This is a genomic window from Alishewanella sp. HL-SH06, assembly GCF_052656265.1.
On sequence record NZ_CP199752.1, the window covers coordinates 2,116,083 to 2,140,902 of the forward strand.

The window sequence follows — 24,820 nt, forward strand, 5'->3', positions numbered from 1 at the left end:
GGGACGAGCACGAATTATGAAAAAACTCACCCTGTTAGCTTCAGCTGTAGCGTTAGTGTTCAGCTGTAATGCACTGGCTAAATTACCGGCTGATCAAGTTGCCCGTTTAGGTCAAGATCTTACGCCAATTGGCGCAGAACGCGCGGGCAATGCCGATGGTTCTATTCCGGAATGGACTGGTGGTATTAAATCTGCTCCAGCGGGTTTTACCCCGGGTAATCACCATCCAAACCCATTTGCTGATGACAAAGTGTTATTTACTATCAGCAAAGCGAATCTTGAGCAATATCGTCAGTTTCTAAGCCCTGGCCAAATTGCTTTATTTGATTTGTATCCTGATACATTCAAAATGAATATCTACCCAACACGCCGTAGTGCGTCTTTTCCACAGTACTTTTATGATGCAACTAAACAAATTGCTGGTAGTGCTGAGTTAGTGCAGGGGGGCAATGGTTTACGCAATGCCGCTATTGGTATTCCGTTCCCTGTGCCATCTAACGGTGTTGAGGCGGTTTGGAACCACATTGTACGTTACCGTGGTGTAGCCGCCTCTCGTAATGGTGGCCAAGCTGCACCGACGTCGAATGGTACTTTCACGATCATTGGTTTTGACGAAGAAATCATGTTCAAGTATTCACATCCTGATGCGACGCCGGCTGCATTAGAAGCGGAAAACATCCTGTTCCGCTTTAAACAAAGCGTAAACTCACCTGCGCGTTTAGCGGGTACAGCGTTGTTGGTGCACGAAACCATGGACCAGGTGGCAACACCGCGCCAAGCATGGACTTATAACACCGGTCAGCGTCGTGTTCGTCGCGCACCAAACGTGGCTTATGATGCACCAGGTACTGCGTCAGATGGTCTGCGTACCACGGACGATTTCGATATGTTCAACGGTTCTCCAGATCGTTATGAGTGGACGTTAAAAGGCAAACAGGAAATGTTTATTGCCTACAACGATTACAAACTGCATAGCAACACCCTTAAGTATGACGATATTTTGCAAGCCGGTCATATTAATCCAGAACATGTGCGTTATGAAAAGCACCGTGTGTGGGTGGTTGAAGCAACCTTAAAAGAAGGTACCCGTCATGTTTATGGTAAGCGAGTATTCTTTATTGATGAAGACAGCTGGCAGATCCATGTAGCGGATTTATATGACAACCGTGGTGATTTGTATCGTGTTGCTGTTGCTCATGGCTTGAACTACTACGAAGTGCCAACGCACTGGAGTACTTTAGAGGTGTATCACGATTTGAACTCTCGTCGTTATATCGCTATCGGTTTAGATAACGAAGACAAGATGTATGATTTCTCGGTAACCCTGTCTGATAATGATTTCACACCAGCTTCGCTGCGTCGTGAAGGTACTCGATAACACTTAGTTCGAAACAAGGCTGGCTAGTAGCCAGCCTTTTTTTTAACAAGACAAGTGTCATTCACTGCTATATTTTAATTAACTGACGCGCTAAGCAGAGTGAACTCAGCTCATGTATAACAAAATTTTTACCGGATGTCTGGCCGTGATGTTCCTGGTTCAGGGTGCTTATGCACACGCCAGCGATGCAGACGAAAACACCGAAATGTCGCCTAAAGCGGCTTATATGATGCCGTTGGCAAGCCAATCGCTCTTAACTGATGTGGTTAAGGTCGGGCAGCAAGGTTTTGCTGCTGTGGGTCAACGTGGTCACATATTGCTGAGCAATGATGCCAAAAACTGGCAACAAGCTACTGTGCCTGTTCAATCATTACTTACTTCGGTCTATTTTACAGACGATCAGTATGGCTGGGCGGTTGGGCACGACGCGACCATTTTACATACTCAAGATGGTGGCAAAAACTGGCAACTGCAGCAATTCCTGCCAGAACAAGATAAGCCTTTGATGGATATTTATTTTTTCAATCGGCAACAAGGCTTGGCTATTGGCGCATACGGTCTGTTTTTTACGACGTCTGATGGTGGAGTGTCTTGGCAACCGACCTTCCACAAAACCTTAGTCTCAGCAGATGACGCTGAATATTTAGCTGATTTAGAAGAAACCGATCCTGAAATGTATTTATTAGAACGCGAGTCGGTGTTGCCACATTTTAATCGGTTAATTGTCAACGATCAGCAAATCATCATGGTGGGCGAAGCGGGTTTTATGGCCAAAAGTGACGACGCCGGCGCTAGTTGGCAGCGTTTAGAAGAATTTTACAATGGCTCCTTGTTTGCTGTGCATCGCACCGAACAGGGCAGTATTGTGACTGCGGGTTTACGCGGTCACGTTTTTTTAAGTGAGGATGATGGCGATAGTTGGCAGCAAATTGATTTGCCGGTGTCTGCTACCCTCAACAGTCTTTTTGCTGATTCAGCAGGTCGACTGTTTATTACTGGTAATGCTGGCGCACTGCTGCGAAGCGAAGATAACGGTCAAAGTTTTCAAGATATGTCACAAGCCGATGGTCGCGCTATTTTAAATGGTGTCGCCCTAGGTGAGCAGTTGTTACTGGTCACTGAGGTAGGCATTAAATTAACACCATTAAGTAAGTCTGAATAATATGAGTATGAATTGGCTGGTAAATAAAATTGAAATTGGCTTGTTTCGGCATCGGCTGATCGTGATTGTGCTTTTTGCACTCACCACGTTATTGCTGTTGTTTAAAGCAACAGACATTAAATTGGATGCCGCTTTTAGTAAGAACATCCCCTTAAAGCATGAATACATGCAAACCTATCTGAAGCATGAAGCGGATTTTGGTGGTGCAAATAACATTCTGATCGCCATGTGCGATGCCAGTGGTGATATTTTCAATGCCAATTTTTTTGATAGCTTTCGTCGTGCCCACGATGATGTGGTGTATACACCCGGTATTGAGCGGGTATTAGTTAAATCTCTGTTCAGTCCTAGTACGCGTTTTATTGAAGTGGTAGAAGATGGTTTTGCTGGTGGCCCAGTGATCCCGGCTAATTTTACGGCTGACGCGCGTGGTCTTGCCAAAGTAAAAGAAAATACCGAAAAAGCGGGTGTGGTTGGCCGGATGGTTGCTGACGATTACAGCTGTGCCATGATCACCGCTTCGTTATTAGAGTTGGATCCAGAAACCAACTTACCCGTCGATACCATTGCTTTTGCCTCGACGTTAGAAAACGACATTCGGGCAAAATATCAATCTGAGCAAATCAGTGTGCATATTATTGGTTTTGCCAAAATGGTTGGCGATGTGGCTGAAGGTGCTAAGGGTGTCGTGGCGTTCTTTGGCGTTGCGATTGTAATCACTTCCATCATGGTATTTTTGTTCTCCGGCTCGTTAATGCTTACGGTATTGCCCATTGCTTGTTCATTAATTGCGGTGGTTTGGCAAATTGGTTTATTAACGGTACTGGGTTTTGGTATCGATCCGATGTCGATACTGGTACCGTTTTTAGTCTTTGCCATTGGTGTAAGTCATGGTGTGCAAATGATTAACTCCACCGGTAAACGGGTTGCTAGCGGCATGAATGCAAAAACGGCCGCCCAAGCCAGCTTCCGCAAATTGTTAGTACCAGGTGGTGTGGCGCTGTTATCGGATACGGTGGGTTTCTTAACGCTATTAATTATCGAAATTGGCGTGATCCGTGAGCTTGCTATCACAGCCAGTTTAGGTGTTGCTGTGATCATCCTGACTAACTTGGTGTTGTTACCGGTGTTAATGTCGTTTGTGCGCTTTAGCGATAAGTACAAGCAAAAAGTAGCTGCGCCTAATCTGCGTGCGGAAAAAGTATGGATGGCCTTATCGGCCTTCGCAACTCGGCCTTATGCAACGGTCATTTTACTCGCTACGGCCTTGTTATTTGCTTATGGCCATTGGCAAAGCCAGCAGTTAAAAATCGGTGATCTGCATGCCGGTGCCCCGGCTTTACATGAAGACTCTCGTTATAACCAAGATACCTTTATGATCACCGACCGTTTTGCAATTTCGGTGGATTATATCAATGTGATGGTTGAAACCATTCCAAGTGCTTGCACTCACCATGAAATAATGGATCGGATCGATCAATTTCACTGGTTAATGGAAAACGTACCTGGGGTGCAGTCAGCCGTTTCTTTGCCGTCGGTATCAAAAGTGATTAACGCAGCCTACAACGAAGGTAATGCGAAATGGCGAGTTTTACCCCGTAACACACAAAGTTTGGTGCAAGCGTCTTCGCGCGTTGAAACCAGCACGGGTTTACTTAACGCCGATTGTTCGGTGATGCCAGTGATGTTGTTTTTAGAAGATCACAAAGCTGAAACCATCGAGCGTGTTGTTGCTGCGGTGAAGCAATACGGTGCAGAATTAGGTGATGAGCAAACGCGGTTTGCGTTAGCGACAGGCCCTGCAGGAGTGATGGCCGCCACCAATGAGGCGGTGAGCGATGCGCAACAACCGATGATGTGGTATGTCTATGCTGCGGTCATCGTATTGTGTTTACTGAGTTTCCGCTCTGTTCGGGCAACGGCTGCCGTGATTATCCCGCTGTATGTCGTATCCGTGTTAGCGACCGCGTTAATGACGAAACTGGAAATCGGTTTAACCGTATCAACGTTGCCAGTGATTGCGCTGGGTGTGGGTATTGGTGTTGATTACGGCATTTATATTTTATCAACAATGAGCCAGCAGTTGCGTGAAGGTATGCCACTGCGCCAAGCTTATTTTGAAGCCTTAAAAGAGCGGGGCAGCGCAGTCTTGTTTACAGGTATCACCTTAGCGATTGGTGTAAGCACCTGGGTGTTTTCAGCACTGAAGTTCCAGGTAGATATGGGGATCCTGTTAACCTTCATGTTTATTGTCAATATGCTCGGCGCTATTGTGGTTTTACCGGCACTGGCGAGCTTCTTTTGGCGCAAAAACTAAGCGATTGCGCTTAACGCGTTTTGACATATTTATGCAGTGATGCAATGAGAAAATGGCCGTAAGGCCATTTTCTATTTAGGGTGCTTGAATAATCAACCAAATCTTCAGGCTAAACACTGGTTTAACCAGCATAAAAGCCAGAAATATCACTTCAAAAGCGCTACAATAATTACTACACTGCACCTGCACCATCCCTTATAATTTTGTGGATCATGCGACCTCGCAGTGATTGATAAAAGGATGTAATAATAATGACCAAGTTAGACAGTCTACCCTCAGTGTTACTACAAAACGTCAGCAAGCTCATCAAACAAAAAGTAAAAGAGCAAGTAACGTTAGTCGAAAAGTTTGCTTTAACCCTCTATGGAAATATGTCCAACGAAGATTTAGTCGGTCGTAATGACAGTGATCTCTATGGTGCTGCCCTCAGTTTATGGCAAACATTAAATCAGCATGCCGATGCTGCCGCACGGATCCGGGTGTTTAACCCTGAACTGGCTCGCCATGGTTGGGAATCTAAGCACACTATTGTTGAGTTAGTTGTGCAAGATATGCCATTTTTAGTTGATTCGGTGCGAATGGCGTTAACCCGTCATGGCATTACCGCACACTTGTTATTACACAACCCGCTGCAAACTAAACGTGAGAAAGACGGCACCATAACCGATTTTTCAAAATTAGGTCGTTTAACCGATCCCACCACACAACAAACCGTGTTTCATATTGAAATTGACCGGATGACGGATGCTAGCGCTATCGACGCGTTAAAAGCCGAGTTGTTGTCTGTGATGGAAGATGTGTCTTTAGCTGTGCAAGATTGGCAACCGGCTAAACAAAAATTAGAAGCGGTGATCGCGGCATTACCTAAGCATGCGGGTAAAGCCAGCAAAGAAGACATCGCCGAAACTACGGCGTTTTTAAATTGGTTAGTGAAAGATAACTTCACTTTATTGGGTTATCGCGCTTATGACATTAATCCGGTAAAGGGCGATTACCAAATTGTTGCCCATAAAGACAGTGCGCTCGGCTTAATGCGTCGCTCTGAACCACGTGATTTGATGTTATCCGAATTACCCGAACGTGGCCGTGTGCAAGCGTTAAATAGCTCGTTGCTGGTATTAACCAAAACCAACAATAAATCTCGTGTACATCGCCCAGCCTATATCGATTATATCGGTATCAAGCGTTTTGATAAGAATGGTAAGGTGGTGGGTGAGGATCGCTTTATCGGTCTTTATTCATCCAGTTTGTACAACAACAGTGCAGCAGATATTCCATTACTGCAAAGTAAACTGCAACAAGTGATGACCCGTTCAGAATTCGCGGTGGGCACACATGCCTACAAAGCGTTATTGAATATTTTAGAAACGTATCCGCGTGATGAATTATTACAAGCGAACGTTGATGAATTATTAGATGTGAGCATGGGCGTACTGCAAATGCAGGAGCGTGACATGACACGTTTATTTTTGCGTGCAGATACCTTTGGCCGCTTTGTTACGGCGATGGTTTATGTGCCGCGAGAACGCTATAACACGCAATTACGTAAAGATACGCAAGCCTTACTGGCACAAGCTTTAGGATCGACTGAGCCAGTTGAGTTTACTACGTATTTCTCTGAATCTGTGTTGGCCCGCACCCATTATTTGGTGCGGATCAATGACCGCCAAGTTGAGTATAAAGTGAAAGAAATTGAACGTAACCTGGTTGAAGCCGCCCGTACTTGGGAAGATAAACTCGAAACAGCCTTAATTGGTGTTTATGGCGAAGCCAAAGGTCGTGACCTTAGTCGTAAGTATTTACTTGCCTTTCCACGAGCCTATAAAGAAGACATGTTACCGAATGATGCCTTGGTTGATATCGGTAAGTTAGAAGGCTTAAATGCTGAACATAAGCTGGAAATGTTGTTCTACCGGCCACAAGAAGAGAGCAAAGACAGCAAAGCAGTACGTTTAAACTTATTCCATAAAGATCATCCTATCCACTTATCTGATGTGTTACCGATGTTAGAGAACTTCGGTTTACGGGTTATCGGTGAAACGCCTTATGCAGTGAAGTGTCCGGATGGTTCTGTTAGTTGGATCTTAAACTTCGCTATGGAGTTAACGGGGGAGTTACCGGCCGACTTTGCTGCAGCACAACAAAGCTTTCAAGATTCTTTAACCAAAGTTTGGTTAGGGCAGTTAGAAGACGATGGTTTCAACCGCTTAATTTTAGGTGCAGGCATTACTGGTCGTGAAGCGTCAATTATTCGTGCGTATGCTAAGTATAAACGGCAAATTGGTAGCACCTTCTCGCAGGCTTACGTTGAAAATACGTTCTCGCGCTATGCGGGCTTAGCCGGTTTATTGGTGCAGTTGTTTAGCATGAAGTTCGATCCAAAATCGAAAGCTACCGCTAAGTCGATTGAAAAACTGGAAGAGCAAATTGCCGCACAGTTAGAAAATGTCGCTAACTTGGATGATGATAGGATTATCCGCCGTTTCGTTGATATGATTAACGCAACCTTGCGTACCAACTATTATCAAAAAGCGGCTGATAACAGCGACAAGCCATACATCTCATTTAAGATCAAACCTGATCTGATCCCTGAAGTGCCATTGCCGCTACCGATGTTTGAAATTTTCGTTTATTCACCTCGGGTTGAAGGTGTGCATTTACGCTTTGGTAAGGTGGCGCGTGGTGGGCTACGTTGGTCAGATCGACGCGAAGATTTCCGTACCGAAGTGCTTGGCTTGGTTAAAGCTCAGCAAGTTAAAAACACCGTTATTGTGCCGTCAGGTGCAAAAGGCGGTTTTGTATGTAAAAAACTACCGGAAACCGGCGGGCGTGAAGCCTTTATCAATGAAGGTAAAGATTGCTATCGCACCTTTATTCGTGGTTTGTTAGATATTACCGACAATATCGTGCAAGGCAGTATCGTTCCACCTACTGATGTTGTGCGTTTAGATGAAGATGATCCGTATTTAGTCGTCGCAGCAGATAAAGGCACGGCGACCTTCTCAGATATATCAAACGGTATTTCAGAAGAGTATTCCTTCTGGTTAGGTGATGCCTTCGCCTCAGGTGGCTCTAATGGCTACGATCACAAGAAGATGGGTATTACTGCTCGCGGCGGTTGGGAAGCGGTTAAACGCCACTTTCGTGAAATTGGCATCAATTGTCAAACGACCGATTTTACCTGTGTCGGTATCGGTGATATGGCCGGTGACGTATTTGGTAACGGTATGCTGTTGTCAAAACATATCCGCTTGCAAGTGGCATTTAACCATATGCATATCTTCGTTGACCCGAATCCTGATGCGGCAAGCTCGTTTAAAGAGCGCGAGCGTTTATTTAATCTGCCGACATCAACTTGGGATGACTATGACAAGTCATTGATTTCAGAAGGTGGTGCTATTTTCAGTCGCAGTGCGAAATCCATCAAACTTTCATCACAAATGAAAGAGATGTTAGGCACGAGCAAAGCGACCATGACGCCGAATGAATTAATTCGTGAATGCTTAACCATGCCAGTGGATTTAATTTGGAACGGTGGTATCGGTACTTATCTGAAAGCGACGAATGAAAGTCATGCTGAAGTGGGCGATCGTGGCTCAGAAGCCCTGCGGGTGAATGGTCGTGATTTAAAAGCGAAGATCTTCGGTGAAGGGGGTAACTTAGGTGCGACGCAGCGTGGTCGTATCGAGTTTGCTAACAACGGTGGTCGTATCAATACCGACTTCGTTGATAACGTCGGTGGTGTCACCTGCTCTGATAACGAAGTTAATATCAAGATCCTCTTGAATGCGCTTGTCACAGGTGGTGATTTAACCATCAAACAACGTAATAAGTTGTTAAACGAAATGACGGATGATGTGGCGGCAATCGTGATTAAAGATTGTTACCGTCAAACGCAAAGCATTAGCTTGTCTTCATTACTCGGCTCTGAGCAAATTAAAGAATACACGCGTTTTATCCACGCTTTAGAAAAAGACGGTAAGCTAAATCGTGAATTAGAATTCTTACCTTCTGATGATGATCTTGCCGATCGTATGGCTAAAGGCATGGGTTTAACCCGTCCAGAACTGGCTATCCTAACGGCCTATGGCAAGATGGTATTAAAAGAGCGTTTAGTTACGCCAGATATTTCCGATAATGCCTATTTCCAACAGTTACTCAGTGGCGCTTTTCCAAAAGTATTGCAAACAAAGTTTGCTGAGCAAATCAGCCAACACCCGTTAAAAGCCGAAATTATTGCCACTAAACTGGCCAATATGCTGGTTAATGAAATGGGGCCTAACTTTGTGCAACGTATGTTCGAAGAAACGGGCGCCTCAGTATCGGAAGTGGCCATTTGTTATGCTATCGTCCGTGAGTTGTTTGAAGTGGGAAGCCATTGGAAACAATTAGAGTTACTCGACAATAAAATTGCTGCAGATTTACAAAGCCGTGTGCTGTTCCAGTTACGTCGTACTATTCGCCGTGCCACGCGTTGGTTTGTGCGTCATCGTGACAAGTCATTAGATATCAAACAAACGATTGCTTTCTTCCAGCCTGCTTATAATGATCTGGTTCACGATCTGTCGAAATACGTGGCCGAGCGTGAAATGCAGGAATTAACGGAAAAGAGCAAGGTGTTAACTGAACAGGGTATCCCGGCTGAGATTGCCCGTTATCTGACGCAGTTAAGCACGGTATTTTCGGTAATGGATATTGCCCAAGTGGCGGATAATCAACAACTGCCATTAGCGATGGTGTCAGAAATTTACTTCAAACTGGGCGACAAGCTGGAGTTACATTGGTTCCTCGAGCAAATCACTCGGCAACCGGTTGCCAACCACTGGCAAGCGCTGGCACGTGCCTCTTATCGTGAAGAATTAGATTGGCAACAACGAGGTTTAACTGCGGTAGTGGTGAAAAACTGCGGTAATGCTTGTGATACCGACGAAATAATTGACAATTGGTTAGATCAACATCATAGCTTAGTTGAGCGCTGGCGCTCAATGTTAGCCGAGTTTAAAACAACGCAAAGTCATGAATTTGCAAAATTCTCAGTGGCGATGCGTGAATTGATGTTGTTAAGTCAGTCAGTTTGATGCTGTTGTTTTAGCCGTAAAGTCATTACAATACCCCGGTTTTTCCGGGGTTTTTTATTGCAGGACCAACTATGTTTTATTCATTGACCAAGAAACTGTTATTTACCTGTGATGCTGAACGCTCGCATGACTTCGCTTTAGGCAGCCTAAAACGGTTAGCGCATTCTCCTGTTGCAGGCTTATGGCGGCAACAATTAGTGGCAAAACCCAAAACGATAGCAGGGATCCATTTTGATAACCCGGTTGGTTTAGCCGCCGGTCTAGATAAAAATGCGGATTGTATTGATGCTTTTGGCCAAATGGGTTTTGGCTTTATTGAAGTAGGTACAGTAACGCCACGGCCACAAGCGGGTAATGATAAGCCGCGGATGTTCCGTTTACCACAAGCCGAAGCCATTATTAATCGCATGGGCTTTAACAATAAAGGTGTTGACTATCTCGTTAACAATGTCAAAAACAGCCAATACAAAGGCGTGCTGGGTATTAATATTGGTAAAAACAAAGATACCCCGAACGAGCAGGGTAAAGATGACTATATTCACTGTATGCGCAAGGTTTACGCCCATGCCAGCTATATCACGGTCAATATTTCATCGCCAAATACGCCGGGCTTACGTGATTTACAATTTGGTGAAGCCTTACTCGATTTATTAATGGCGGTAAAAAACGAGCAATTAGACTTACAAGCTCAATATGATAAGTATGTGCCGGTTTTCGTGAAGATAGCACCGGATATGGATTTAATCGCGGTGGAACAAGTCGCTGACACCTTACTGCGTAGTAAAATGGACGGTGCTATTGCCACCAATACCACTTTAGATCGTAGCCAAGTGGTGAATTTACCTTTTGCCAATGAAGCAGGTGGCTTAAGTGGTTTACCCGTACAACACAAAAGTACGGAAGTCATCGCTCAGTTACGCCATAAAGTAGGTAAAGACTTTCCTATTATTGGTGTGGGCGGTATCAACAATTCGGCTTCAGCGCAAGCAAAACTTTCGGCAGGAGCAGATCTGCTACAAGTTTACACCGGTTTTATCTATCATGGCCCTAAACTCGTGAAAAACATCGTTGAATCGCTATAAAAAAACGTTTTTAATGTGAATTGCGCTTTTCAAATCTGATCTGCGTGCTATAGTACTTTGTAGTTATCTGTTCTGTTTCAAGGAGTAAAGAACATCAGATGTTAACGCCATCAGAACATTGGGTTTGGCATTATTGCCAAGAAGCAGATCGCTTGTTGTTAACCTTGAGTGCATCGTCATCGTTCACTTCCGAGTTAACGGGCGCTGTGCTCAATCAAAAAATCGTCTCACAGCCTTTTTCGTTAGAGGAAGCTGAGGCGTTTTGGCGTTTTCATGATGTGTTATTACCTTTGCCCTTAAGTGATGAAGAGCGAGAACAGTTTGCTTTGCACGCTTTAGCTAATCGTTATCGCCAATTATCTGCGCATAAAAGCTGGTATTTCGTTACTCAGCGCCAACAAGACATTGGTTTATATCAGTTAGTGCAATTACAGGGTAAAGATATTATTCCTGCTTTAGTGGTCGCTTCAGACTTAGAATGTATCGAATGTTTACTGCTGACCAAAGGCGAAACCTTAGCGGGTAAGTTGCTCACTCGTGGCAGCGTGATCCGCGTATTGCGTAATCGTGCACAACTCTTTGAAATGAACGTTGATTTTGCCCAAACGGCTTAAATTCATCCTTTATGTTTACTGCTACATTAAATGTCGATATGGGTATTAGGGCTAGGTGAAGCGCTTTTTGTTTCCTGTAAAAATCATTTCAGTGAGTTATTCAACGCAAAATCAGCGATGGTTATAGCTTCATTAACACATATTTAGTGATTAAGTACCGTCTGTTATTAATCCCTCTTGTCTTGTTTCATCTTTATGGCATGTTGTTACCCGTTGAAGTGATGATATCAATTCAAATAGCAAAATTTCAACATGACTTTGCTTCGCCCTGCCAAATATACTTAACAGAATTACAGGCCCAGCCTTGGTGGCATCGTGTGTTTTCATCTGCGGCTCATATGCTGGCGCCGATCCTTTAGGAGTATTGTTATGCTAGAACAAACAAACTATCAGCAGTTTATCGATGTGCTAAAGCAGGCCATCCGTACCGAGCAACTGGTGAAAATAGTCTTGAGTAAATACCATGGTAAAGAAACTGCTTTGCAACGCTTAGAAATTACCCCTGTGCAGCTAAAAGCACAATGGCAGCTAAAGTGTGTTTATCATTATCAAACCAATCATGTTACAAAAAACTTGCTGCCAGAGCAGGCGCTTAGTGTTATTGCGGGGTTATTACTGAATGATTTTCGGCAAGCTAATTTAAATACTAGCTCGCAGCAATGTCAGCTTAGTTTAAGCAAAAAAGGTAAGTTTCTTATAAGCTGCCAAGCGCACCAAGTCCAAGCTGTGAATGTGGCCAGTCATAATCGGCAAAAGCAGCGCTATGTCGAGCAAAGCCAGCCGTTTTTAAAAGCGTTAGGGGTCACTGATCAGCAAGGTCAGATTATTCCGGCGCTATCCAATAAATGGAAACAGCTGAATAAGTTTGTCGAAATTTTAGCGGCTGCGGTAAAAGAAACCGGTTTGAGTCAGCGGCAACAGTTACGCGTAGCCGATTTTGGCTCGGGTAAAGCTTATTTAACCTTTGCTATGCATGATTACTTTACCCATACCTTAGGTTTAACGGTGCAGGTTACCGGTGTAGAGTTGCGTCAACCTTTAGTGGATTTATGTAATAACACGGCCCAATCGCTGGGGTTAAGCGGTCTGAATTTTGAACAAGGTGATGTAAAGCACTTTAAAGCTCGGGGTATTAATATCATGGTGGCGTTACATGCTTGTGATACCGCGACGGATCACGCACTGCATATGGGGATCCGTACCGGAGCAGAGATCATCATGTGCTCACCCTGTTGTCATAAAGAAATTCGCCCCCAGGTACGCTTACCCGACGTGCTAGCCCCCATGCTACAGCATGGTATTCATTTGGGGCAGGAAGCAGAAATGCTCACCGACAGTTTGCGCGCATTGCTATTAGAAGCACACGGCTATCAGACCAAGGTGTTTGAGTTTATTTCGTTGGAACATACCAGTAAGAACAAAATGATCTTAGCAACAAAGCGCCAAAGCCCTGAGGATAATAGCGCTGTGTTAGCCAAGATTGCCGCTTTAAAGCAGTTTTATGGGGTAGAGCAGCATTGTTTGGAGCAATTATTGGCGGCGTCCGCAAACACCGCCTCTTGTTAGAGTGTTAACGCAGAGCCGCCGCCAATTGTTTTACGGCAAGGTTCTGTGGGCCTTTTTTGGTGAGATAATTGCTTGCGCTATAGCCCCACCAATCCCAACAGCCAAACGGGTTTAACGTGCTTTTTTCAACTTGCGGATATAACACCACCAGTTGATTAGCTTCAGCATAGTCATTTAAACCGGTTTGTCGCAGATAGGCTTCTCCAATCTGGCTAGCGTCTTGTCGACAGCCATGAAAGCTAATGTGCAAGTCACAACGTTGACCGGCAGCACAGCTTTGCGGGATATACACATAACCATACTGTGCTAACTGACCTTGACTGGCGGGTGCTAACTGGTGTTGATCCAGTTTCAGTAACTGACCAATCGGATCCGTAGCGGCTTTTAAAGGTTTCGCCAAGATATGGCCCAGTAGTTTTGCTGCAGCGTCATACTGACAACTGGCGATAAAAGGTGATTCTGATTTATCACACTCAGTTAAACCGGCTTTTGCCGTGGGAAAGTGGTGCGCAAAAGGTTGATCGGCCACAACGGCTAACTGCGCTGCAGGTAACCAATGAGTATATTGTTTGGCTAAGGCCGCGCCGACTTTAGCTGACACGGTTTGATCGGCACTGCCATTGAACAACCACACTTTAGCGCCTTGTACCGCGCTCAGTGGCGCTAATTCTCCCGCCTCGCGTAACTGATTCAGTTTCGTTTCAATAGAGGCTAAATCAGGCTCTGAGTTCGGGTTCGCCATGCAGTGCCCCATAGCAATACGTAAATCGCCTTGAGCACAGTTAACCGGCCCAGCGGCTAAAATGGCGACCCCCGTCACTTCTTCAGCATAAGCTTGATGAAACTGACCGGCCATATACCCGCCGGAAGACAAGCCTGAAACGGTGATATTTGCGGTTAAATTCAATTTAGGTAAGGGTTCGCTGGCCGCGAGAGAGGTACTGACTACCATAGCACTGAGCACAGCTAAACGACATGACAACATAGTCACTCCAAAAATAACAATTAGATGCCTTACTATCGGTCAGCATGCGACTAACGACAATAAGGCTTTAGTACAGTAGCGAGCGGTAATTAATCTTCAACCAGTAACGCTACACCGCGACCTCGTGGATCGGCCACGGCGATCGGTGTCTGATTTTCAATTTTAATTAATTGAATATCGCCAAGGTTCCAGTTTGGCGTGTGAAGCTGATATCCACGCTGTCTTAACTCTGCTGCCACTTCGCTGGCTAAATTGGCATAGGGTTCTAAGCGAATTTGATCTTGAGGTAATAATTGATGATGAAAGCGCAGCGCAGCTACCGCAGCAGCGGGAGTCATTTTATAATCGTAAATATTCAGCATCACCTGAAAGATACTGGTGAAAATGGTTGAGCCACCAGGTGTGCCAATCACTAATTCCAGTTTTTGATCTTTTAACACAATACTCGGCGTCATCGAGGATAACATGCGTTTTTTCGGCGCAATGGCATTGGCATCGCTACCAACCACACCAAAAGCGTTCGGCACACCGGCTTTGGCAGAAAAATCATCCATTTCATTATTCAATAAAAAGCCTGCATCGGTCACCACAACACCACTGCCATAATCTAAATTCAGGGTATAGGTATTTGACACCGCATTACCGGCTTTATCGACGATGGAAAAATGCGTGGTTTGCTCAGATTCTAAACCCGGGCGTACTTTTGCCGTCTCTGAAATAGCCTTGGCATTCACTTCACTGGCGCGCTTGGCTAAGTAACGCTGATCGAGTAAGCGTTGCTGTGGTACTTCAGTAAAATCAGGATCACCAAGATAATCGGCACGATCGGCAAAAACGCGTTTTTCGATTTCGGCAATCAAGTGAACGTATTGGGCCGAGTTATGGCTGACATTAGCAAAGTGGGGGGCATTCAGATCTTTTAACGTTAGCAATTGAATTAACGCAATACCTCCTGAGCTAGGTGGTGCGACGGTTATCAATTGTTTATCGCGCCAAGTAGTCACAATAGGGTTGCGCCAGACTGCCCGATAATTAGCTAAGTCTTCGGCACTGATTAAACCTTGCCCCCTTGTCATTTCAGCTAACAGTAATTTTGCGGTTTCACCTTGGTAAAAATCGGCTGGCCCATGCTCAGCAATTCGGCTTAAGGTTTTTGCTAAAGCCGGTTGTTTAAACTGTTCGCCTGGGCGCATTGCGCCAAAATAGTCAGCAAAGTTTGTCCGTCCGGCATAACGTTGCAGTGCATTCCCTTCATAATGATAGGCTTTATCTGGCACGGTAAAGCCTTCCTCTGCCAGTTTAATCGCTGGCGCGACTAAACTTGCCCAAGGCAAGCTGCCGAATTGCTGGTGTGCTTGCCACAAGCCCATGACGGTACCTGGCACGCCCGAAGCTCGATGACCCACTAAGCTCATGCCTTCAATCACTTCACCTTCGGCATTTAAATACATATCACGGTGCGCTTTTGCCGGTGCCATTTCCCGATAGTCAAGAAAATAGGCTCTATTGTTAAACCACAGTGTCATAAAGCCACCGCCACCGATATTGCCTGCCTCAGGATAGGTTACCGCTAAGGTTAAAGCCGTAGCCACTGCTGCATCAACGGCATTGCCGCCTTGTTTTAGCACCGCAGCCGCTACTTCTGCACCATAACGATCTGGGCTGGCGACCGCACCGGCGCTAAGAACGTTTTCTGCCTGCACGGGAGACATAACGGTGAGACAAACAATCAGCCCTAAGCGGCTGAACGGACGAGTGAAGAAAGACATAGCGAAGCTCCGAACAAAGATGAAACACAGAACATAGCATTGACGTTTAAGAAAAGAAATCGATGTTGTAATTCGTTTTTTGTCTTAGCAAGAATAAAGCGGCGTTGAATGCTGTTTTGCAAAGCATTTATGGGCTAACTTAAGGCGGTCAGTGCCATCCAGCATGCAATACACCTTCGATTGACTCAGCGCTTAGCAAGCGGGTGAGCAACAAAAAAAAGGCGCCCAATAAAGGCGCCAAATGTCAGGTTAGTGTTGTATCACCAAAAATGCTAACAACGAGCGTTAATATAAGCACTAGCTGATTTTACGTTTTGATCTATCGCAAGAAATAGCATAATCAACCGATATACTTGCTGAGCCCGCTGAAATAACGTACATCTAATAGCAGAACTTATTCACTGAAAAAGGTAGAAAAGACGATGAAAGTTTCCGTTTTAGCGGCATTGCTAGGTGTTGCTTGTGTTAGTTCATTCGCAGCAAGCCCCGTTGGTATTGTTATTCATGGTGGTGCAGGCACGATCAACAAAACACAGATGACAACCGTGCAGCAACAAGCCTATGAAGCGGCGTTAACCCAAGCCGTAGAGCAGGGTTACGCGGTACTACAGCAAGGCGGTAGCAGCTTAGATGCCGTGACTGCTGCAGTGATGCTGTTGGAGGATTCACCGTTATTTAATGCGGGCAAGGGGGCGGTATATACCTTTGATGAGCAGCATGAATTGGATGCGTCAATCATGCAGGGACAAGACCGACAAGCCGGTGCCGTGGCGGGGATAAGTACGATTAAAAACCCCATTTTATTAGCGCGCGCCGTGATGGAGCAATCTGAGCATGTCATGCTTGCTGGCGCCGGAGCTGAAGCCTTTGCAGATACCTTACCACTTGAGCGAGTGAAAAATACCTATTACAACACCGAGTTTCGGTATGAAGCCTTGCAACGCGCTAAGCAAGCTATGGCACCGCAACCGCATCAAGCACAGATCCCATTTGATCCAGCCTGGCGCATGGGCACCGTGGGCGCGGTTGCGATAGATCAGGCTGGTAATTTAGCCGCTGCCACTTCAACCGGTGGTATGACCGCGAAACGCTATGGCCGCATTGGCGATGCTCCGGTGATCGGTGCCGGTAACTTTGCGGATAACAGCAGCTGTGCGGTTTCTGCGACAGGCCATGGTGAATACTTTATCCGCTATCAAGTGGCTTCTGATATCTGCGCACGGGTTAAATATCAAGGTAAAACGGGCTCTTTGGCCGCGCAAGAAGTCATGAGTGAACTGGCAAAAGTAGGGGGCACTGGCGGTGTTATTGTGGTGGACGCGGCAGGGCAATTAAGCTGGGCGTTTAATACTGAAGGGATGTACCGCGCAATGCGTGGCGCAGTCACGCCATTGCGGGTAGAAATTTTTAGTGACAACGCTGAGAATTAATCGTTAACCCCCCATGCAAAATTAACCTGATGAGCTAAGCTTAAAAAGTTAACTAACAGGTTGTTGTGGGGGAAATATGGATTTACTGAAAGTCGCTGATTATATGAATAAGCATCCCGTGACGTTTAATGCGGAGATGCCAGTAGAAATGGCTGTTGATCGATTAATTAAATGCCGACAAACCGGTGGGCCGGTTATTGATGAACGGCGCAAAATTATTGGGTTTATTTCAGAGCAAGATTGTTTAGCCAGAATGCTGATGTCAACCTATCACGATCAGCAATCATTTAAAGTGTCAGATATTATGCAAACGAATGTGCTGACGGTTAAAGATTACTACGGCATCATTGATGTGGCACAAACTATGTTGAAAGCGCAGCCGAAACTCTATCCGGTTGTCGACGATGATGGTTTTTTACTGGGGATCATTACCCGTTCCGCTGTGTTAGCGGCAATAGACAAGGAACTGCACTCGCATTACGGAAAAGTAGGTTAAACACTAACGCCTCAGTAAATTTACACTTATTACGGTAAAGTGGGTTAATCACTGACGCCTCAGTATATTTACACTTCAGTTAGCCGGCGGTGTAGCGTATTACTGGATTGCCGCACCCTTACTTGGTAGCATTGCGCCCTCTGACTTCTGAGGGCGTTATTTTGTCTGCTACAGCACCATTTTCTGTTTCCGAATGTTACGCAAAATTGGCTGATTGCTTACTGCAAGATCAGTTTCGTTTCCGTCGCCAATTATCTGCGCTAAAAAAACTCGCTGACGTTGCAGCACAACAAAGTAAATTGTCTCGGCTCTGTGCCGATATTGAGCGCTCCATGGCGCTGCGCCAAGTGCGGGCGAAAGCCGTGCCGGCGCTTCATTACCCTCAAGAGTTACCGGTTGTTGCTAAAAAAGATGAGATTAAAGCCGCCATTGCTGCGCATCAAGTGGTAATCATTGCCGGTGAAACCGGTTCGGGGAAAACCACTCAGATCCCGAAAATTTGTTTAGAGCTTGGCCGAGGTGTGGCCGGTACGATCGGCCATACCCAGCCCCGCCGTCTTGCCGCCCGCAGTGTTTGTGCGCGTTTAGCTGAAGAATTACATTGTCAGGTTGGGCAGCAAGTTGGTTATAAAATCCGCTTTGGCGATCATACTCATGCCGATACCTTAATAAAGTTAATGACCGACGGTATTTTGCTGACCGAGATGCAGCATGACCGGTTTTTAAATCAATACGATACGTTGATCATTGATGAAGCGCATGAGCGCAGCTTAAATATCGATTTCTTATTAGGTTATTTGAAGCAATTATTACCTAAGCGTCCTGATTTAAAGGTCATTATTACTTCTGCGACAATTGATCCTGAACGGTTTTCGAAGCATTTTTTCGATGCGCCTATTGTTGAAGTGTCGGGGCGAACTTATCCGGTAGAAGTGCGTTATCGCCCTTACAGTGAACTGGATGATAAAGATGGCGATCAGCTGCAAGGTATCTTTGATGCCGTCAATGAGCTCTATCAAGAGCCGCCAGGTGACATTTTAATTTTCTTAAACGGTGAGCGTGAAATTCGTGATACGGCCGATGCGCTAGAAAAACTGCAATTACCGCACACCGAAGTTTTACCGCTGTATGCACGGCTAAGTGCTGCCGAGCAAAATCGGATTTTTCAGCAACATGCAGGCCGACGTATTGTGTTATCAACCAACGTGGCCGAAACTTCCTTAACGGTACCGGGGATCCGTTATGTGATCGATCCGGGTACTGCGCGTATTTCGCGCTATAGTTATCGCTCTAAAGTACAACAATTACCCATTGAAGCGATCAGTCAAGCGAGCGCGAATCAGCGAAAAGGCCGCTGTGGTCGGGTCGCTGCCGGTATTTGTATTCGTTTATATAGCGAAGAAGACTTTATCGGACGCCCCGAGTTTACCGATCCGGAGATCCTGCGTACGAACCTTGCATCGGTGATTATGCAAATGCTGGCGCTGGGATTAGGTGATATTGAAGCCTTTCCTTTTTTACAAAAACCCGATAGCCGCTTCGTCAATGATGGTTTAAAGCTGTTAGAAGAGCTCAGTGCAATTGCACAGCAGCGCGGTAAAGACCCACTAAAATTAACCGCGTTAGGAAAACAACTGGCACGTTTACCTATCGATCCGCGTTTAGCTCGGATGGTGATAGCCGCCAGTGATAATGGCGCCTTGCGGGAAGTGTTAGTGATTGTGGCGGCGTTATCGATCCAAGATCCGCGAGAACGGCCACTGGATAAACAGCAAAAAGCCGATGAATTACATAGCCGCTTTGCCGATCCGGATTCGGATTTTAGCAGTTGGCTTAAACTGTGGGATCACCTGCAACAACAGCAAGATGCCTTAACGAATAATCAATTTCGCCGTAACTGCCGGTTAGAATTTTTAAACTACCTACGTGTGCGCGAGTGGCAAGATCTCGTTTCGCAATTAAGCCAGGTGGCCCAAGAGCAGCAACTAAAAAGCAACGAGCAAGCCGCGAATTATCAGCAAGTGCATATGTCATTATTAAGCGGCTTATTAGGGCAAATTGGCTGTAAAGACAGCGAAGCCGATTATTTGGGCCCGCGGCAAACCCGTTTTTATGCTTTTCCGGGCAGCCATTTGTTCAAACGCAAACCTAAATGGGTTATGGCCGCTGAATGGGTTGAAACCAGTCGCTTGTATGCGCGAAGTTTAGCCAAAATTGAACCTGAATGGGTTGAACCTTTGGCGCAGCATTTGGTTAACCGCAGTTACAGTGAACCGCATTGGGAAAAGAAAAAAAGGCGCTGTCGTCGCTTATGAACAAGTGACGTTATACGGTGTGATCATTGTTGGAAAAAGACCGGTTCTGTATAGCCGTATTGATGAAGCCGTGTCTCACCAATTGTTTATTCGCGAAGGCTTGATTAATGGCGAGTCGGGGCTACAAGATGCATTTTTACAACACAATCAGCAATTAATTGAGCAGGTGCAATCGCTCGAAGAGAAATCTCGGCGTCGCGATATTTTAATCGATGATGATGCGTTAGCCAGTTTTTATGCTGAGCGTATTCCCGTATATGCTAATAATCGTGTTGATTTTATTAAATGGTGGAAGAAAAAACGGCAACAAGATGCGACTTTTTTAAATTTCGATCCTGATGCTTTATTGCAGCGGGATGCCTCAGATATTACTTCGGCTAAATTTCCAGAAAGCTGGCAGCAGGGTAATTTAACCTTACCGTTAGAATACCATTTTGCACCTGGTGAACCTGATGATGGTGTCAGTGTGTTGATCCCACTGGCGCTGCTGAATCAGGTTGAAAATACCGGCTTTGATTGGTTGATCCCAGCACTGCGTCATGAATTATTAGTGGCCTTGATTAAATCGTTACCAAAAAACTTACGGCGTAATTTTGTGCCTGCGCCAAATTACGCCGATGCCTTGTTGCAAAGCATTCAACCAGAGGATGGCCCTCTGTTAGACGTTGTTACGTATAAATTAAAACGAATGTCGGGGCTGAATATTCCAGAAGATGCTTGGGAACTGTCAGGCTTAGCGGCGCATTTGCGAATGAATTTTAAAATTGTCGATGAGCGCAAGCTCGTGGCGCAGGGGCGTTCGTTGGCTTTGTTAAAACAGCAGCTGCAAGGTGAAGTACAGCAGAGCCTTAGCGAAGTGGCAGAGCAGGGTATTGAGCAAGCGGCGTTGACGAACTGGACCTTTGGTGACTTACCGCAAGAGTATGTCAAGCTGCAAGCGGGTTTTGAAATTAAAGCCTTTCCGGCTTTAATTGATGAAGGCGATAGTGTCGCCATTCGGCTGTTGGATAATCCGCAGCGCGCGCAACAAGAACATATCAAAGGCTTGCGTCGCTTATTATTGCTGAATATTCCATCCCCAGTGAAGTATTTACAAGATACGTTACCTAACCGCGCCAAATTGGGTTTGTACTTTAATCCTTTTGGTAAGGTATTAGAGCTGATTGATGATTGTATTGCGGCAGCCACCGATGAGTTAATTACGCAAGCACTGCCGGTACAAGATGCCAACGCGTTTCAACAGCTAAAAGAGCGCTTACGTGCTGATTTAGCTGAACGGGTGCGGCAAATTGCGCTGCAGGTTGAGCGGATCCTTAATCAGTATCACGAAATTCAAAAGCGTTTGAAGGGCAAAGTCGACTTGGCGCATTATCAGGCACAAGCCGATGTGAAAAGTCAATTAGAGCAATTGATTTTTAAAGGCTTTGTTACAAAGCATGGTGCTTCGCGTATGGACGATTTACTGCGTTATCTCAGTGCTATGGTGAAGCGTTTAGAAAAACTGCCGGTCGATCCGAATCGAGATCGCTTGTTAATGCACGAATATCAACATGCCGAACAAGCTTATTTGCAACTACTTGGCAAATTTGCTGGACAACCCTTACCTGAGGCCGTAAGCGCGATAAGTTGGATGTTACAAGAGCTAAAAGTATCACAGCATGCGCAGCAATTGGGAACGCCTTATCCTATTTCTGCGAAGCGGATCCTTAATGCCGTACAAGAGCTTAAATAATATACTTGCAGGCTGTGTTAAGCTTGCTAAGATTAAGGTTAAGTAGTGTAAGGAAATCGATATGGTAAACAGGAATGATAACCGGCATTTTTACCGCATGATGGTAAATGCTGATGTAAAGCTGATGATTAACGACCCAGAAGCCGCCCGAGTCATAGATGGGGTTTGTCGTGATTTAAGTGCTTCGGGGATGTCGGTTGAAACCGATGAGTTGATTGAGTTAGGCACTTTAATTCGCATCCGTTTAGAATCGCCGAATGCCAGCGTACCGCCGCTTGATGCGACTGCTAAGGTGATGCGTTGCAGTCAAGACAGCGAAGAGAGCTACAATTTGGGATTAGCTTTCATCGAGCTTAACTAAAGCGGTTAATCACTCTGTCTCTATAAAATGTTGCTGTGCCTTTTAATAAAAAGGCATAGCAACTTTATTAATTGGCTGATGCTAGCAACATTGCCATGTTGTTTACTGCTGCTGACATATTCTCAAGTCAATTACATCACACTGACATACTCTGTCATACAGAGCTTTAATCTGCTTTGAGCAAATATTCAGCCAAGCTCAAGCTGCCTTAATAGATTTTGCAAATTAAGCCTTTCAAGTAAAAGCCTTCAGGAAAAAAGCTGGCAATCAGATGGTCACTGTCTTGTTGTAAGCGTTCGATAAACAAACAATCTCGCTTGGCATCCAGCGCTGCATCGGCCACGACTTTTTGAAATAAGGCTTCTTCAATTAAGCCTGAACAAGAAAAGGTGAAGAGCAAACCGCCAGGTTTAACTAATTGCATCGCTAAGCGGTTTATATCTTTGTAACCCCGACAGGCACCATTGAGTTGTGATTTATTATCCGCAAACTTCGGCGGGTCTAATATAATCATATCAAAGGTTTTGCCTTCTTCTTGATACTGTCGTAATAACTTAAACACATCGGCTTTTGTATGGGTGAGGGCATTTAAATCTAAGTGATTAAGCTCGGCGTTACGGCTGGCGGTAGTTAAGGCTAACTCTGACATATCCACGTTAGTCACATGACGAGCACCGCCTAATAAAGCAGCTACGCCAAAGGTACCGGTATAGCTAAAGCAGTTTAAAATCTCGGCATTTTTCGCATACCGACGCACGGCTGCTCGGCTGGCACGTTGATCGAGGTAAAAACCGGTTTTGTGGCCTTCAATAATATCAACAATCAGCGTCATTCCGTGCTCTTTAATGAGCACTTCGCCGCTTTCGCGGGGTAAATGTAACCAGCCTTTAACCAGTGGTAAGCCTTCTTTTTTACGGATATCAACATCTGAACGCTCGTAAATACTGTGCTCAGGAAAAACCTGACGCAAAGCGCTTACTAGCATTTTGCGTTTGGCATCCGCCCCCGCGGATAATAACTGCACCACCAATACATCGGCGAATTTATCGATAGTAATGCCGGGAAGATCGTCCGACTCGGCTGCTATGATGCGCAGGCCATTGGTATCTTCGGTATTAAAGACACTTTGACGGATCTGCCATGCTCGGCTGATTTTACGTACGAAGAAATCAACATCAATCGCTTCATCTTGTTGGAAAGTCCAGATGCGGGCGCGAATTTGTGAACTCGGTGAATAGGCTGCCCGTGCCAGCCATTGTCCTTTACTACTGAGTACTTCAACCGTGTCGCCGCGATTAGGGGTATTTAACACCTTATCTATGGCATTGGAAAACAGCCACGGATGGCGGCGGTTCAGAGCCTTTTCACGACCATCTTGCAAGACAATTGTAGGTAAGTTTACGGTTCTATTCATGATTTTATGTACGCTGTGCTAGACTAAAGGGCGTATTTTAGAGAAGAGACCGACAAAGCTAAAGTAAATTCGTAAAGCTATCGTTATGGAGTGCTATGAACAAGCCAATTCCGCAGCAAATGCTTGCCGTTTCGGTACAGCAACCCGGTAAAAACAGTGTTTTAGTATGGCAAAGCCAACCTATACCAGAATTGATGACCGGTCAGCTATTAATTCAAGTAGCGGCTTGTGGGATTAATCGTGCTGATTTGATGCAGCGCCAAGGGTTGTATCCGCCACCGCCAGGCGATAGCGACATTTTAGGCTTAGAGGTGGCTGGCATCGTGGTGGCGGTGGCGGATGCCCGTTTAGAGGCTTGGCTTGGCCGGCAAGTGTTTGGTTTAGTCAATGGTGGGGGTTATGCCGAATATGTGGTGATGCCAGAAGCGCATGCTATGCTCGTACCAACTGGCTGGAGCATGGTTCAGGCCGCAGCAACCGCAGAAACCTTTTTAACGGCTTACCAATTATTATTTACCGAAGGCCAAGCGCAACCTGGCCAGCGTGTGCTTATTCATGCGGGAGCCAGTGGTGTTGGCACTTCTGCTATTCAATTAGCCAAAGCTAAAGGGTTGCATAGTGCCGTTACGGTGGGCAGTGCTGACAAAGCCGAGGCATGTTTAAAGCTCGGTGCTGAATATGCTATCAACTATCGGCAGCAACAGTTTAGTGACGCGTTAAAACAGTTTTGGCCAGAAGGCTTTAATCTGATCTTAGATCCGGTTGCCGGGCCTTATATTAATCAAGACGTCGCCTTATTAGCTCAAGACGGTAAGATCATTATTTATGCGATGATGGGAGGACGCACGGTGCCCGAATTCGAACTCGTGCCGTTATTTCGAAAACGCGGTCAGCTTTGGTGTTCTACCTTACGTAATCGCGATTTAGCCTATAAGGGCAAGTTAACTGCGGACTTTATTCACGATTTTGCAGCAGATATGGCCAGCGGCAAGGTTACACCGGTGATTCATCAACAGTTTGCTGCCTCAGATGTCGAGCAAGCACACCAAATGCTGGCGTCGAATCAAACCATTGGTAAATTAGTTTTAACGTTTTAAATTGATTGGTGTTTCGCCAAGTGA

General features: G+C 45.5%; 15 protein-coding genes and 1 pseudogene. 12 read left to right on the top strand and 4 right to left on the bottom strand.

Translation table 11 applies throughout. The features are described 5' to 3' along the window. Positions 1-13: 13 nt before the first annotated feature. The 6 genes from ACUJFK_RS09825 (at position 14) to ACUJFK_RS09850 (ending at position 11,631) form a co-directional block, all read left to right on the top strand. Positions 14-1,378, top strand: a complete 1,365-nt coding sequence (locus ACUJFK_RS09825) for a DUF1329 domain-containing protein (protein ID WP_306178753.1) — start codon at positions 14-16, stop codon at positions 1,376-1,378. A gap of 148 nt (positions 1,379-1,526) precedes the next feature. Beyond that, a complete protein-coding gene (locus tag ACUJFK_RS09830) occupies positions 1,527-2,540 on the top strand; it encodes a WD40/YVTN/BNR-like repeat-containing protein (RefSeq protein ID WP_226751673.1) in 1,014 nt (337 codons plus the stop codon). Positions 2,541-2,547: 7 nt separating this feature from the next. Continuing rightward, entirely contained in the window at positions 2,548-4,857 is a 2,310-nt protein-coding gene (locus ACUJFK_RS09835) for an efflux RND transporter permease subunit (RefSeq protein ID WP_226751689.1), read from the top strand. Positions 4,858-5,108: 251 nt separating this feature from the next. Further along, positions 5,109-9,935 (top strand): NAD-glutamate dehydrogenase, encoded by a 4,827-nt coding sequence (locus ACUJFK_RS09840; RefSeq protein ID WP_445424715.1) that lies wholly within the window; start codon positions 5,109-5,111, stop codon positions 9,933-9,935. A 71-nt stretch (positions 9,936-10,006) separates the two neighbouring features. After that, positions 10,007-11,017: a quinone-dependent dihydroorotate dehydrogenase gene (pyrD, locus tag ACUJFK_RS09845; protein ID WP_226751671.1), complete on the top strand. Its 1,011-nt coding sequence runs from the start codon at positions 10,007-10,009 to the stop codon at positions 11,015-11,017. A gap of 98 nt (positions 11,018-11,115) precedes the next feature. After that, positions 11,116-11,631 carry a cell division protein ZapC domain-containing protein gene (locus tag ACUJFK_RS09850; RefSeq protein WP_445424716.1) on the top strand — a complete coding sequence of 172 codons (516 nt, stop codon included), beginning with the start codon at positions 11,116-11,118 and terminating at the stop codon, positions 11,629-11,631. Positions 11,632-11,781: 150 nt separating this feature from the next. Here the strand turns inward: ACUJFK_RS09850 and ACUJFK_RS09855 are convergent, their stop codons facing one another. Further along, complete coding sequence (locus ACUJFK_RS09855) at positions 11,782-11,958, bottom strand: hypothetical protein (protein ID WP_445424717.1); 177 nt, start codon at positions 11,956-11,958, stop codon at positions 11,782-11,784. Between the two features lie 42 nt (positions 11,959-12,000). On the opposite strand from ACUJFK_RS09855, the gene ACUJFK_RS09860 reads away from it, so the two are divergent. Further along, positions 12,001-13,197: a class I SAM-dependent methyltransferase gene (locus ACUJFK_RS09860; RefSeq protein ID WP_445424718.1), complete on the top strand. Its 1,197-nt coding sequence runs from the start codon at positions 12,001-12,003 to the stop codon at positions 13,195-13,197. A 4-nt stretch (positions 13,198-13,201) separates the two neighbouring features. Here the strand turns inward: ACUJFK_RS09860 and ACUJFK_RS09865 are convergent, their stop codons facing one another. Next, complete coding sequence (locus ACUJFK_RS09865; RefSeq protein WP_226751667.1) at positions 13,202-14,182, bottom strand: extracellular catalytic domain type 2 short-chain-length polyhydroxyalkanoate depolymerase; 981 nt, start codon at positions 14,180-14,182, stop codon at positions 13,202-13,204. Positions 14,183-14,271: 89 nt separating this feature from the next. Continuing rightward, positions 14,272-15,951, bottom strand: coding sequence for a gamma-glutamyltransferase (gene ggt, locus ACUJFK_RS09870; protein ID WP_445424719.1), 1,680 nt, complete (start codon positions 15,949-15,951; stop codon positions 14,272-14,274). Between the two features lie 422 nt (positions 15,952-16,373). Here ggt and ACUJFK_RS09875 point away from each other — a divergent pair, with 422 nt between their 5' ends. The 4 genes and pseudogenes from ACUJFK_RS09875 to ACUJFK_RS09890 all read left to right on the top strand — a co-directional run bounded on the left by ACUJFK_RS09875 (position 16,374) and on the right by ACUJFK_RS09890 (position 22,285). Next, positions 16,374-17,381, top strand: coding sequence for an isoaspartyl peptidase/L-asparaginase family protein (locus tag ACUJFK_RS09875; protein WP_445424720.1), 1,008 nt, complete (start codon positions 16,374-16,376; stop codon positions 17,379-17,381). A 76-nt stretch (positions 17,382-17,457) separates the two neighbouring features. After that, complete coding sequence (locus tag ACUJFK_RS09880) at positions 17,458-17,877, top strand: CBS domain-containing protein (protein ID WP_445424721.1); 420 nt, start codon at positions 17,458-17,460, stop codon at positions 17,875-17,877. Positions 17,878-18,038: 161 nt separating this feature from the next. Next, a pseudogene (hrpA, locus tag ACUJFK_RS09885) lies at positions 18,039-21,924 on the top strand (ATP-dependent RNA helicase HrpA). A gap of 61 nt (positions 21,925-21,985) precedes the next feature. Next, on the top strand, positions 21,986-22,285 hold the full coding sequence (locus tag ACUJFK_RS09890) for a PilZ domain-containing protein (RefSeq protein WP_306178732.1): 300 nt from the start codon (positions 21,986-21,988) through the stop codon (positions 22,283-22,285). Between the two features lie 208 nt (positions 22,286-22,493). Here ACUJFK_RS09890 and ACUJFK_RS09895 read toward each other — a convergent pair whose 3' ends face one another. After that, positions 22,494-23,699 carry a class I SAM-dependent rRNA methyltransferase gene (locus ACUJFK_RS09895; protein ID WP_445424722.1) on the bottom strand — a complete coding sequence of 402 codons (1,206 nt, stop codon included), beginning with the start codon at positions 23,697-23,699 and terminating at the stop codon, positions 22,494-22,496. Between the two features lie 95 nt (positions 23,700-23,794). Between ACUJFK_RS09895 and ACUJFK_RS09900 the strand changes: the two genes are divergently transcribed. Further along, entirely contained in the window at positions 23,795-24,796 is a 1,002-nt protein-coding gene (locus tag ACUJFK_RS09900) for an NAD(P)H-quinone oxidoreductase (protein ID WP_445424723.1), read from the top strand. The last annotated feature ends 24 nt before the right edge of the window (positions 24,797-24,820 follow it).